Source organism: Brevibacillus sp. RS1.1 (assembly GCF_013284365.1).
Taxonomy (GTDB): Bacteria; Bacillota; Bacilli; order Brevibacillales; family Brevibacillaceae; genus Brevibacillus; species Brevibacillus brevis_D.
This window is the reverse complement of the sequence record NZ_JABSVA010000001.1, coordinates 26,731-42,113: the sequence shown is the minus strand read 5'-3', so window position 1 is coordinate 42,113 and position 15,383 is coordinate 26,731. Positions and strand designations below refer to the sequence as shown.

Genomic DNA, 15,383 nt, shown 5'->3' with positions numbered 1-15,383 from the left:
TATTTTCCCACCCGCCACCATGATAATGAGGTGACGGATGGGCATTATTTTTTTATTGCAGGGCTTGCTCCGGTAATTTTAGTTGGCCGCTTCTGATAAAGTAATCAAGGACTTTACCGAAAACTTCCTCGTCAATTTCCGGGCAATCAATGTCGTTTTGACGCAGTAAACGTGTCGTTTTATTGCCTATATAGACTACACTTCCTCTGCTTGTGTGGCCGTCTGTGAACAGATTGCCGAGCGGAGCGGCTGAGTTGGCTTCATTGCCGTTTTCTTTCGTATCCTCTTGCACCGCCTCAATCCACTCATCCATGGTGACTCGTTCCAATACAAATCCTCTGTCTTCAATCGCCGAAATCAGGTCTTCGTAATCGGTTGAGTTCGGGTTGAGCAAGTGGAAGTTTTCGCTCAAGCTCTGCTCGGTCATGGAGAGATGAACGATTCCCTTACTTGCAAAATCAACTGGCATCATGTCCAGATCGCCGCTCATGTCAGGAGCTTTGCCCAAATCTATAATCCCGGCTGCAATTCTCCACATCAGATCGTCCTTCTGGCATGCTCCTGTTTCGCTGTCCCCAGTCATCCGTCCACAACGGTATATCGCCGCTGGAATGCCGCGTTCGCGAGCGAGATTGACGAGATGCTCGGCTACCCACTTGCTCTGTGTATAACCGGAAGTGAGGACGCGACTGTTCTCTGGCATGTCCTCTTCGCGGAAGGCCATGGATTCTTCTGTTTCTTCGGATGCAAACGTGAAAATCGTTGAGACGAAATGCACAGGCTTGGTCTTTTTGGCTACAGCGAGGCGAAGGATTTCCTCCGTCCCATTTACGTTAGCTTTCTTCAAGGCTGCGTACGGATACACAAAGTTAACGAGAGCACCATTGTGATAGAGCACATCCACTTTTTCAGCCAGCTCGGAGAACTGATCTTCGGACAGATTCAGTCGTGGCTTTGCCAAATCACCGATGACAGGGATGATCCGATGCGCCTGCTCCTCATTCCATAACTCGTATAGCTCTAATGTTTGGCGTAGTCGTGCCATTCCTTCCTCTTCATCAGAAGCTCGAACGAGGCAGTAAATGTCAGCCTCTGTCATCTGTAGCAGGTCACGCAACAAGAAAGCACCAAGGAAACCAGTGGCTCCTGTCAATAATGCTGCTTGGAACTGACTTGGATCACCCACGTACGGATGTTCAGCCTGAATCGCAGGATCGAGTATGACTTCATCCTTGAGATCCTTTGCGTCGATGTCATGGGAAACAACAGAAAGACCGTGTTTGAGAATTTCCTCGATGGTCTTGGCCATACCCGCAATGGTCGGGGTCTCGAATAGGATTCGCAGCGGTACCTCAAGCTGTAGCTCTTCGCGAACCTTGAAGATAAGCTGGGTAGCGAGCAATGAGTGACCGCCAACCTCGAAGAAGTTGTCGTGTACTCCGATTTTGTCCATTTCGAGTACGGAAGCCCAGTGCGTATGCAACATAATCTCGACTGGCGTTTGCGGCGCTTGGTATTCGACGCCTGATTCCGAGCGGTCGTATTCCGGCTTCGGTAGCGCTTTGCGATCCAGCTTACCGTTTGGCGTCTTTGGTAAGCTCTCCATGATCATAAAGTGTTGCGGGATCATATAGGCTGGAAGCTTGTCAGTCAGGAAGTGGTTCAGGTCATGAGACGTACTTGTGTGATTCTCTTCGAACACGATGTACGCTACTAGACGTTTGTCCCCTTCTCTGTCTTCACGAGCGACTAGCACGACTTCCTTGACTTCAGGGTGGTGTCTCAGAACAGATTCGATTTCGCCCAACTCGATACGATAGCCGCGGATTTTGACCTGGTAATCAACACGTCCCATAAACTGAAGATTTCCATCTGGCAAGTAGCGTACGAGATCTCCCGTCCGGTACATTCTCTCCCCTGGCCCACGGAACGGATTCTGCACAAAGCGCTCCATGGTCAGATCGGGGCGGTGGAGATAGCCACGTGCTAAGCCTGAACCACTGAGGTACAATTCTCCCGGCACTCCTACCGGAACTGGTTTTCGATGACTATCTAATACAAAAACTTGCGTATTGAACTGCGGTCGTCCGATCAGTGGTTCGCTGACGGCTCCTTTTTTCACAATGGAGTGTGTAGAGTAAACGGTATCCTCTGTAGGTCCGTAGAGGTTAAAGACTTTTTCTACGTTTTCAAAGGCATACAATTCCTGTGCCAGCTTGTTAGAAAGTGGCTCACCGCATAGGTTCATGACGCGCACCGACGCTGGAATCCCATTCATACGCACCAGCTCCATCGCTGCTGATGGTACGGTATTGATCAGTGTCACCTGATTGGCTGCTGGCAAGGATGGCAATTGTAATGCATTTTCCGCCATGATAACTTTGCCACCCATGGTCAGTGTTGCGAACATTTCGTAGACAGACAAGTCAAAGCAGATTGACGTGGAGAACAGTACGCCACTCATCTCCTCTGGTGTGAATGTGTCGTGTGCCCACGATAGGAAGTAGCTGACACTGCGATGCTCGAGCGCTACTCCTTTTGGATTGCCTGTAGAACCGGACGTGTAGATGACATAGATCAAATTGTCGGAATTTCCAAGCTTGGTCGGGTTCTCCTCGCTTTCGTCGGCAACTGCTTCCCAATCATTGTCCAGGCAGATCACTTTGGCGTTGTGCTCAGGCAGAGTTGGCAACAGTTTTTCTTGTGTTAATAAGACCGGAACTTGTGAGTGTTCGATGATGTAGGCAATGCGATCCGCCGGGTAGCTTGGGTCGATTGGCACATAGGCCCCGCCAGCTTTCATAATGGCCAAAAGTCCAATCATCATCTCGGTTGTCCGCTGTGCGCAGACACCGACGAGTACTTCGGGTCCTACTCCTTGCTTGCGTAAATAATGAGCCAGTTTGTTCGCTTGTCTGTTCAATTCCCCGTAGGTAGTCGTTTGATCTCCTACGATGAGCGCGATGTTGTCCGGGGCTTTCGTTACCATGTCCTCAATCATTTCATAAACGCATTTTTCTTTCGGGTATGGCGCTTCCGTACGATTCCATTCGGTAATGAGTCGCTGTTCCTCTTCCTCACGCATGAGCGGTAGCAAGGTGATTGATTGATCCGGGTTGGCAATGATTTCTTCCAGAAGCTTGTGGAAATGATCAACCATTCGAACGACCGTACTGTGATCAAACAGCGCCTTGTTGTACTCCAAGGTAGCGATGAGACCGGCTGATGTCTCTACCATGGTCACCGTCAAATCGAACTTCGAGGTGACGGCCTCCGCCCCCACATCAAAGCTGCTTATCTGAATATCATCAACAGGATCGACCTGCATCGGGATGTTTTGCAGAATAAACATCACCTGGAAGAGTGGCGAGTAGCTCATGCTACGCTCCAACTGCAGCTCATCTAACAATTTTTCAAACGGTACGTCTTGGTTTGCATATGCCCCTAGAGCTGTTTCACGAACGCGTGCAAGCAATTCGCGGAAGCTTGGTTGACCCGACATATCCGTGCGTAAAACAAGCGTATTGATGAAATAACCAATCAATTGCTCCGTTTCCTGTTTGTTACGTCCCGCAATCGGTGTTCCGACGAGAATATCTTCTTGATTCGTATAGCGGTACAACAGCGTTTGGAAGGCTGCAACCAATGTCATGAAGAGTGTCGTCGTTTCTTTTCCACTCAGATTACGCAATTCTTCCAAGAGATCGGCTTCAAACTGAACGGAGAGCTTTTCTCCTTCGTATGTCTGTACAGGTGGACGCGGTCGATCTGTTGGCAGTTGCAGTAATGGCTCGCTGCCCTTGAGTTTTTCTCTCCAATACTCGAGCTGTCCATCAAGCACCTCTCCACTTAACCATTCACGCTGCCAGACGGCAAAATCTGCATATTGGATCGGCAATTCCGTAAATGGTGATGCCTCACCTTGACTAAATGCTTTGTAATTGGTCATTAATTCGCTCAGCAAAATTCCCATCGACCAACCGTCTGCTGCAATGTGGTGCATCACGAACAGGAACACAAAGTCTTTTTCGTCGAGCTGAACCAGATTGGCACGGAGCAACGGACCTTTGGTTAGGTCAAATGGCTCGAGTGTGACCTCTTCAGCAAGGCGTTTGACTTCTCCTTCTCGTTTCGCAGGATCCAAAGCACGCAGATCGGTTTGGTTCATGACCCAATCGTCCTCAGGGTGAATCACTTGAACAGGACGTCCGTCACGAACCTCAAAGCGAGTACGCAAGCTCTCGTGACGCTGTATGATAGCTTTCAAGCTTTCTTCCCAAGCGATTATGCTGAGGTCTCCCTGAATCCGCAGGAAGGATGGAATATTGTTGACTGAGCTTCCTTGGGTGAACTGCTCCAGGAACCACAAACGCTGCTGGGTAAATGACAATGGGAGCGGTTCTTTGCGAGATACTTTCACAATCGGTGGAGCCATCTTAATGGATGTTTGCTTTGTCAGCATAACTAGCTGTTCACTAAGCCCTTCGACTGTTGGGTATTCAAACAACGCACGGATTTGCAACTCTACCCCAAAGATTTCCCGCAGGCGAGAAACGGTCTGCGTTGCGAGCAGGGAGTGTCCGCCTAACTCGAAAAAGTTGTCGTGTACGCCCACTTTCTCTATGGAAAGGATTTCAGCAAAGACGTTAGCGACCATTTCTTCTACTGGGGTACGTGGCGCGACATATACGGCTGTTAGCTGGCCCCATTCTGGCGTAGGTAATGCTTTGCGGTCAATTTTTCCGTTGACCGTAAGGCGAATTTCCGGAAGCCACATGAAATGCGACGGGATCATGTACTCGGGAAGCTTCTCTTTGAGCCAGAGCTTAATTTCGTCTATGGACGTCTCCTGCTCCAAAGCATGGGTCAGATAGGCTACCAATCGTTTGTCACCAGGTCGAGCTTCTCGGGCGATAACGACTGCTTCTTTGATTCCTGCATGTTGTCTCAATGCCTCTGCAATTTCGCCTAACTCGATACGGAACCCACGGATTTTCACCTGATCATCGACACGACCGATGTAGTCCACGTTGCCATCTGGCAGGTAACGAACAAGGTCGCCTGTTCGATAGAGGCGTTCTCCCGTTTGACCGAATGGATTCGGGATAAAACGCTCTGCTGTAAGCTCTGGACGATTCCAATATCCACGCGAAAGGCTCTCGCCACCAATGTATAGCTCTCCCGGAACACCGATAGGAACTGGCTGTAGATTTCGATCTAACACGTACAGCTTGGTATTCGGGAATGGACGACCAATCGTTGGGGCATGGTCAGCATCCGTTAATCGAGCAATGACCGTACCAACTGTTGCTTCTGTCGGTCCGTAGCAGTTATAAAATTTTCGTCCTTTTGCATAGTGGGCAACCAGTTCGCGGCTGCATGCGTCTCCTCCGACCTCAAGGCAGACCAGATCCGGGTACTCTTCAACAGGTAGTGACGCGAGTACCGAAGATGCCATTGATACCTTGGTGATGCGACGTTCACGAAGGGTGCGAACGAGGTCTGGGCCTGGTAATAGCGACTCACGATCTTCGATGACTAACGTTCCCCCAGAGAGCAGGGCCTGTAAAATCTCGGAAATGGAAACGTCGAAGCCAAATGACGTAAATTGCAGTACACGGCTGGATTCGTTTATTTCAAAGTAATTCATGTAAGCCTGTACCATATTCATCACACTGCGATGCTCAACAGCTACCCCTTTCGGCAACCCTGTGGTTCCGGATGTGTAGATAACATAGGCGAGATTGGTTGCTACGACATCGCTTTGTGCGTTTTCTACGGACATCTGCTCGTAGAACAGTTCTTCTTCATCTAAGCAGATGACTTTCGCGTTCGTTTTTGTGAATGGCTCAGCAAGTCTAGCTTGTGTCAGCACGACAGCCGCTTGTGAATCTTCCAGCATGAAGGCCATTCTTTCTTCGGGATGAGCTGGGTCGACCGGGACATAGGCCGCTCCCGCTTTTAATACACCAAGAATGCCAATGATCATTTCCAGAGAGCGCTCCACGCAGATCGCAACCGTCGTATCAGGCTGCACGCCTTGTGCGAGAAGCAGGTGCGCCAACTGGTTGGCTCTTTGGTTTAGCTTCGCATAAGTCATGGCTTGTTGTTTATACTCAAGGGCCACATTTTCAGGAGTTTTCGCGACTTGTTGCTCAAATGCCTGATGGATGCAAAGTTCGCGTGGATACTCCTTCTCCGTGCGATTCCAATCGATGAGTACCTGCTCGCGCTCGACATCGTCTATCAATGTCACGTCACCCAGATGCATCTCTGGAGACTGGCTCATCGTGACCATGAGCTGGGTGATTTGGTTCAAGACCCGGTCGATCATCGTGTCATCAAAACGGTTTTGTTCATACTTGAGCTTGATGGCCACTTGCTTGCCTGGTGCTGCGACCAAGGTAAGTGGATAATTCGTTTGTTCGACAGCTGCTACGTCGTGTATTTCCAAAGAAACACTGGACGAAGCTGAACTGGACTCTTCTGTTTCTTGCCCTGTTGCTTGTACAGCCGGATAGTTCTCGAATACGAGTATCGATTCAAACAGCGCAGATCCACGCGGCAATTCGCTCCATCCCTGAATGTCGAACAGCGGAGTGTATTCATATTGGCGTATTTCTAACTGTCTATGCTGCAAATCTCTCAGCCACTCTAGCACCGTCGCGTTCGGCTGCAAGGATATCCGGACAGGTAAGGTATTAATGAAGGAGCCTACGATTGTCTCAACATGGGAGAGGTCTGCCGGACGACCTGAACCTGTCGCACCAAAAATGACTTCCTCTTCCCCGCTGTAGCTTCCCAAAATCCAGCCCCACGCCGCTTGTACCACGGTATTGAGTGTTAACTGGTGCTCGCGTACGAATTTTTGCAAGTGCTCGCTTGTCTCTTCTGACAGGAGGACGCTCTTCTCTTCGTATTGCTTCGGCCCCGCGGCGACAACTGCTTTGCTCATTCCCAAGCTGGTTGGCTCGTGGAAGCCTTTCAGTTGGTCTACCCAGAAGCGCTTCGCTTCCTGCATATCCTGACGTTTCAACCAAGCAATGTACTGGGAAAACGGCTGAGGATGTCCAAGCTTAACTTCTTGGCCTTCGCAGATCGCGGCATAATAGGCAAACAGCTCATTCAGTACCAAAGGAACGCTCCAGCCATCAAGAAGAACGTGATGGAAGCTCCAAACGAAACGATACCTTTCTTCTCCTGTTCGGAAGACAACCCATCGTGACAAAGGTACATGTGTAATATTGAAGCTTCGTCTACGGTCTTCCTCCAGAAAAGCGGTAAACATCTCATCCTGTACATCGGAATGCAGATGGCGCCAATCTTCCTGACGAAGAGATACCTTAACCTCTTTGCGGACAATTTGGTGCGCTTGATTCAAACCTTCCCAAACGAAGTGAGTTCTTAGAATGGAATGGCGGTCCATCACTTTTTGCCACGCTTGCTCGAACACCGGCACATTCAGGTTTTTGAAATCAATCGCAAATTGGACGACGTAATCCCCGCTGTCGCTTGCATACAGGGAGTGGAACAGCATCCCCTGTTGGAGCGGAGAAAGTGTATAGATATCCTCGATATGTCGGTCAGAACCGATATGTTTGTCGATGCTCTTCTGATCCAATTCAGCCAGAGGAAAATCGGATGGGGAGTAACCGCCAGCTTCCTCTGTCGCACAATGGACAATAATCTCACGAAGCGCATCCATGAAGTCCTTCGCGACTGCTGTAATCGTGCTCTCTAGATGAATGTTCTCACTGTATCGCCAAGTCACATGTAGTTGTTCCCCTGCAACGACAGCATTTACGTCGATCAGGTGGTGTCTTCCAGCGTCTTGGCTCAGGTTGGAACCGCTGGACTCAGGTGCCCCGCCAAATAAGGAATCACCATCGACAATTTGATCGATTTTGCCCATGTAGTTGAACAGCACTTGTGATTGGATGCGGGATATTTCATCGACAGTATTCTGATCCGCATGAAGGTAACGAAGAACGCCATAACCAAGCCCTTTGTTTGGAATCGCACGCAGTTCTTCTTTGGTCGTCAAAAGTGCTTTTCCGACAGAGAACGTTTCGTCCCATTGAAGATGCACCGGATACATACTGGTGAACCAGCCGATGGTACGGGACAGATCGATTCTCTCTGACAATTCTTCACGGCCATGCCCTTCTACGTTGACGAAGACAGATCGATTCCCCGTCCATCGAGTAAGTGACTTCGCCAAAGCGGTTAGCAGGACGTCGTTGATCTGGGTGCGGTATGCCTGCGGGACGTTTTGCAGTAATGCTTTGGTTTCTTCGTTGGTCAATGTAGCGCTGACGGACTTTGTCGTTGCTTCTGTATTTTCACCAGCCTCTGTCACGTCCACAGGTAGTTGTGCTGAATGGACAGAGGATTTGGTCATCCAGTATCTTTTTTCGTTTTCTAAAGCATCTGAATTCGCGTAGCGCTCCAGTTCTTCCGCCCATTCTTTGTAGGATGTCGTTTTCGCTGGTAGTTTCACCTCTTGCCCTGCGGCAATTTGTTGATAGGCGCTTTGCAAGTCCTCGAGAATGATGCGCCACGATACTCCGTCGATGACTAAGTGATGGGCGACGATCAAAAGACGATTGGGTTTGGCTTGACCCAAATCGAAATAAATGGCCTGAACTACATGCCCTTCAAACAAATTCAGACTTGCCTGCGTCTCATCTGCAATCTTTTCGATGGCCTTGAATTGCTCATCTGGTGTAAGGTGGGACAGATTTTCGATCCGGAATGGAATCGTATCACTTGGCGCATCCATCTCTTGCTTCCAGCCGAGTTCTGTCTGTGTATAGCGCATGCGTAAAGCATCGTGTTGATCGAGCAAGTGTCCTACCGCCTGTTTCAGTGCCCCCTGATCAATGCCTGCCTGGATGGAGAGCAGCACGGATTGATTCCAGTGATGTCTGTTCTTCAACGGAAGCTGGAAGAACCACTTCTGAATCGGCAAGAGCGGCAATTCGCCGATAATCGGACCTTGTTCAGCAAGGATCGCTTCTTTTTCCTCTACGACTTCTGCTAATTCGGCGATGGTTTGGTACTCGAATAATTGCTTCGGAGTGAGCCTTAGACCTGATTGATTGGCACGTGACACAATCTGGATACTGAGAATCGAATCACCGCCAAGCTCGAAGAAATTATCGTGTATGCCAATTTGGTCAATACCGAGAACTTCTTTCCATATCGCGGCAAGGTGTTGCTCCTTTTCCGTTGTTGGTGAGACGAATTTCCCTTCCAACTCAGGACGATTGAAATCAGGTGCAGGTAAATTTTTACGATCTACCTTTCCGTTTGGTGTGAGCGGCAGATATGCTAACGGGATGAAAAACGCAGGAACCATGTAATCAGGCAGTATTTCCTTTAGCGCTTTGCGGATGTCGCTTGTGGCAGTCTCCGTGCCCTCTTCCAAAACCAGGTAGGAGGCAAGACGCTTCGTTCCTTGATGATCCGTGCAGACAGTGACCACTGCTTCTTTTACCGCAGGGTGAGCGAGAATGGCCGTTTCTACTTCGCCTAGCTCGACGCGGAATCCGCGAATGCTTGTCTGATCATCTGCACGACCAATGAACTCAATGCTGCCGTCCTCCAGGTAGCGCACCAAATCCCCTGTACGGTAGAGACGTGCCCCTTCTATCTCACTAAAAGGATGAGCGACAAAGCGCTCTTGTGTCAGTTCGGGACGGTTCAGGTAGCCGCGTGCCAAGGAACTCCCACCAATGTATAGCTCACCAGTGACTCCTACAGGTACAGGCTGCATCCGCGCATCGAGAATATAGACTTGCACATTGTCAATCGGACGACCGATGGATGGTGCAAAGCTTTGTCCTGCCCCTACCGGAACGATACCTGCTGTTGCAACAACTGCATTTTCGGTTGGACCGTATTGGTTCACCAGGGTAAACGGCAGATTCGCACTTGGATAGTGATGGAGCTTGTCTCCTCCTGTCAGCATATAACGAAGCTTAGTATGGCTTGGCCAATTCAGAGCCAGCAAGCTCTCAGTTAAAGGCGTCGGCAAAAAGCTGATCGTGATCTCAGAATGGATGAGCCAATCACGTAGTTTTTCCGGTATGAGGCGGATATCCTCTTCTGGCAAATAAAGTGTGGCTCCTTTTGTTAAATAAGGCCAAATTTCCCATACGGATGCGTCAAATGCCGTCCCGGAGATCTGCGAGGCTCGATCTGCCGAAGTGACATGATATACGCGTTGATGCCAAGAAATTAAATTGAGAAGGGCGGCGTGCTCAATCTCAACCCCTTTTGGCGTACCCGTCGAACCAGATGTGTAGATGACGTAAGCAAGCTGGTTCGTCGTAGTCAAGTTCATTGGAGTCGTCGTACTTTCTTGGGCGATCGACTCCCAGTCTGCGTCCAGGCAAATCAATTGACTCGTACCCGCTGGGAGCTTTTCTGCCAGTCTGGCTTGGGTAAGTACAATCGACATACCTGCATCCTGCATCATGAAGGCGAGACGATCCTTTGGATACGCTGGGTCCATTGGTACGTAGGCACCGCCAGCTTTCATGATAGCCAATTGACCAATCAGCATCTCAATAGAGCGCTCAACGCAGATCCCTACCAAATTTTCCTGACCGATTCCCTGTTTTTGCAGATAATGCGCCAGTTGATTCGCTTTGGCATTCAATTCCGCATACGTAATGGAGTGGTCTCGTGTGACAACAGCCAGCTGGTTGGGCATTTCACGAGCGACCTGCTCCACCAGTTCATGTACGCAATGATCCTTGGAGTAGGCAATTAGGGTGTTGTTCCATTCGGTTACGACCTGCTGCTGCTCCGTTTCTCCCATCAACTGTAGAGCGGTGATCGCTTGATTAGCGTTGGCAGCAACGGCTTTGAGCAGCTGGGTAAAGTGTTCGATCATTCGTTCTACTGTATGCTGATTAAAGAGAGAGGTATTGTACTCGAATGTTGCGGACAAACCCTCTGTCGTCTCTGCCATCGTCAAGGTGAGATCAAACTTGGTAGTCTCTACCTGTTGATCCCCTTTTGGAGGCAAAATACGAATTCCGTCAAGTGCTTCTACCTGAACCGGAATATTTTGCAGAACGAACATCACTTGGAACAATGGCGAGTAACTGAGACTGCGCTCTAATTGCAGCTCGTCTACGAGCTTTTCAAAGGGTAAATCTTGATGGGAATAGGCTCCCAGGGCTGTTTCCCGCACACGGCTAAGTACCTCTCTGAAGCTCGGGTCTCCTGACAAATCTGTTCGCATCGCCAATGTGTTGATGAAAAATCCAATTAACCCTTCTGTCTCCTGGTGACTGCGTCCTGCTACAGGAGTACCGACGAGAATGTCGTCCTGCCCTGTATATCGATACAAAAATACTTGGAAAGCGGCGAGCAACGTCATAAACAACGTCGTACCTTCGCGTTTGCTCAAAGAAAGCAGATGCGTCATCAATTCTTTGTCATACATCAGTGTGATGCTGCTTCCTTCATAGGACTGAACAGCAGGACGGGGACGATCTGTTGGCAAGGCGAGAAGCGGTTCTGCTCCACCCAGCTTTGCACGCCAGTAGGACAGTTGCTTTTCCAATACATCTCCTGTAAGCCATTCACGCTGCCATGCCGCATAATCTGCATATTGTATAGGCAGGTCAGTAAGTTGTGGTACTTCTGATTTGCTAAATGCCTGATAGCAGGTAAATAATTCGCTCAGTAAAACACCCGCTGACCAACCATCGGCGATGATATGGTGTACGTTCAGCAGGAAGATGAAATCCTGCTCTCCTGTTTGAATAATCGTCGCACGCATGAGCGGGCCTGTGACGAGGTCAAACGGCTTGTTCGCGTCTTCTTTGGTCAAGCGTTGTCCTTCTTCGTCTCGTCTATCATCTGGCAGCTCTCGTATATCCATTCTGCTCAGTTTCCAATCTATCTCTGGATGAATGACCGCAACAGCTTCCCCGTTGATGTCGGAGAACGTTGTACGCAAGCTCTCGTGACGGCGGATGATCATCTGCAAACTTTGCTCGAGCGCTTCGATGTTTAGCTCGCCTTGTAAGCGAACGGCAGTTGGGATGTTATAGAGCGAACTATTTGGCATCAAGCGGTCAAAGAACCATAAGCGCTGCTGTGCAAACGAAAGCGGCAAATGTCGATCACGTGAAACGGGTACGAGCGGAATGCTTGCGAGTCCAGATTTGTCCTCAATCATTGATACAATCAATTCGCTGAGTCGGTTGACTGTCGAATATTCAAATAAAGCACGGAGCGGTAAATCTACGCTGAACGCTTCTTTTAAGCGGGAGATGGTTTGCGTTGCTAAAAGAGAATGGCCTCCAAGCTCAAAGAAATCGTCGTAGCTGCCGATTCGCTCTACCGAGAGAACCTGCGACCAGATGTTGGCTACCAACTCTTCTGTAGGAGTACGGGGGGCAACGTAATTACGCTGCGTGGAAAGTTGTCCCCAATCTGGTGCTGGTAGTGCTCGTCGGTCTACTTTTCCATTCACCGTGAGCGGAATCGTCTCTAGCCATACAAAGCCTGCTGGTATCATGTATTCAGGCAAGGATTCTTTCAGGAAAAGAACGAGTTCCTCTGCGGTTGGCACGTCGCCCGTTGCCACCAGATAAGCGGCCAAGCGTTTGCCTCCCGCTTTTTCTTCACGGACGATGACCACAGCTTCATGGACGGCAGGATGCTGTCTGAGCGAATTTTCGATTTCACCTAATTCAATGCGGAAACCGCGAATTTTGACTTGATCATCCATACGTCCAAGGAATTCGAGGTTACCGTCTTCCAGATAGCGAACCAGGTCGCCCGTCCGATAGAGTAGCTCCCCTTCTTTTCCGAACGGATGAGTGATAAAGCGCTCCTCTGTTTGTTCTGGACGATTCCAGTAGCCGCGAGCCAAGCCTTTTCCCCCGATATACAGTTCACCTGGTACGCCGATAGGCACGGGCTGTCTATTTGCATCCAAAACGTACATCGTCGCGTTGGCAATGGGTCGACCGATAGGCGGATTGCTCATGCCAGCCTGGCAGCGCATCATTGTGGAGCAGACGGTTGCTTCCGTTGGACCGTAGCAGTTGAAGAACTGGCGATTTGCTGCATAGCGTGCCACGAGTTCACGGCTCGGAGCTTCTCCGCCTACAATCAAGGTTCGTAGATCAGGCAGGTCAGCTTCAGGCAGTGCTGCCAGTACCGAAGAAACCATGGATACGGTGGTAATGCGTTGTTCTTGCAAGACTTGGATTAGTTCAGGGCCTGGCAAAAGGGACTCTCGATCCTCGATAACTAGCGTCGCACCAGCGAGTAAGGCCATTACAATCTCGGACACCGATACGTCGAAGCTAAACGAGGTAAATTGCAGCACACGACTCGTTGGCGAAATATCAAACGAATGGATCAAGGCGTGAGCCATGTTTATCACACTATGGTGCTCTACCATTACCCCTTTTGGCTGTCCTGTTGAACCAGACGTATAGATAACGTAAGCAAGATTATGTTCTGTGACCTTGCAAGCAACGTTGGCGATAAGTTCATTTGTTAAAGGATTGCTGTCTATACAAATGACAGTCGCCTGTGTCGCTGGCAAGATGTCCATGAGCGACTGCTGGGTCAGCAGCACATTTGTTTGCGAATCCTCGATCATATAGGCGATGCGTTCTTGCGGGTAAGCCGGGTCAATCGGTACGTAGGCAGCTCCCGCTTTTAAGACGCCGAGTATACCGATGATCATCTCAGGGGAACGATGCACGCATATGCCGACGAGTGTATCCGGTTTTACCCCTTTACTCACGAGGTGATGGGCCAGTTGGTTTGCTCGCTCATTTAGTTCCTTGTAGGTGAGGTCTACATTTTTATAGGTAACCGCAATCGCATCTGGTGATTTCTCTACTTGTTGTTCAAACGCCTGATGGACGCACAGTCCGCTCGGATATTCCTCCGCCGTCTGGTTCCACTGAACGAGAACCTGTTCACGTTCGTTTTCGCTGATCATGGAAAGGTCAGCAATTCGTTGCTTGGCGTTTTTGGCGATAGAGATCAGAAGTGAATGAAGCTGATCTAGAACTCGCTCAATTGACGATTGCTCAAACTGACTTTCATCAAATTTGACTTTGATATCGATAGTTTTGCCTGACGCCGCAACCAAGGTAAATGGATAATTGGTTTGCTCCTCGGAATGTACATCCACGATCGCAAGCTCACTCTCTCCACCGCCGCCGCTAGCATTACCGACAGGAGTGTTTTCAAAGACGAGAATACTCTCAAACAGAGATTGTCCACGCGGCAAGTCGCTCCAGCCCTGAATTTCCACGAGTGGGGTATATTCGTACTGGCGGAAGTCGGCTTGCTGTTGTTGCAGCGATTTGAGCCAATTGATTACGCTCTCCTCCGCTTTTACCTGCACACGGACAGGGAGTGTATTAATAAACAGACCAATCATTGTCTCGACCCCGGGCAAATCAGCAGGACGTCCGGATACAGTGGCACCGAAAATAATGTCGTCCTGCCCACTGTAGCGATTCAACAGGAGTGCCCAAGCGCCTTGCACAATCGTGTTGACTGTCAGGCGATGTTGACGAGCCAATGTCTGTAATGATTTGGAGATTTCCTCGGAAACAGTCAGATCTAGCTCCCGATAATTTTTCTGATCAAGGTACGGATTTTTATACGCTCGACCGAATGAAAGTGGTGTAGTTTCCGTAAAGCCTTGTAGATACGTGCGCCAAAACGCCTCCGCTTGCTTCAAGTCCTGCTTTTTCAGCCAGACGATGTAGTCTCGGTAAGATTTAACCGGAGGAAGCTGCACAGGCTGCCCTTTGCATAGCATATTGTACGCCGCAAACACTTCCCCGAAGACTAGCGGCATACTCCATCCGTCTATCAGCACGTGGTGCAATGTCCACGAAAAATGAAAGGTATTACTACTTAAATGGAATAGATTTAATCTCATCAACGGCGCTTCTTCGATATTAAAACCACGTTTGCGATCATCTTTGGTAAAGGTATGAAGAAACGATTCTTGTTCGGAGGAGGAAAGATGAATAATGTCATGTTCCACCAGGGAAACCTTCAGCTCTTTTAAGACAACCTGGACGTATTCTTTTACTTTACCGCCAATAAATCTGGTGCGAAAAATAGCGTGTCTGTCCACGAGGCATTGCCATGCCTGTTCGAATAACGGAATGTTCAAGGGACCTTGCAGCTTCAACCCCATCTGTACGATATAGGCTCCGGACTCTGGTTCCAACAAGCTGTGGAAAATGAGACCTTGCTGCAAAGGAGTAACGGGATAATACGTTTCAATGTTATTCATCTTCTCCTGCCCACTCCCATAAAAAATTTGCCATAGAGGCGCCGTGGTTGACGCCTCTATGCAGTTTTGATTC

1 protein-coding gene is annotated in these 15,383 nt (G+C 49.4%); it reads right to left on the bottom strand.

Annotated elements, in window-relative coordinates; all coding sequences use genetic code 11:
- Positions 1–52 precede the first annotated feature (52 nt).
- The gene (gene lgrD / locus HP570_RS00015) at positions 53–15,310 is read right to left on the bottom strand and encodes a linear gramicidin non-ribosomal peptide synthetase LgrD (protein ID WP_173624509.1); all 15,258 of its coding nucleotides are present in this window, start codon (positions 15,308–15,310) and stop codon (positions 53–55) included.
- Positions 15,311–15,383 lie beyond the last annotated feature (73 nt).

Bases quoted from the DNA above. Each gene is read 5' to 3' on its own strand.
- lgrD (WP_173624509.1), bottom strand. From the start codon at position 15,310: ATGAATAACATTGAAACGTATTATCCCGTTACTCCTTTGCAGCAAGGT.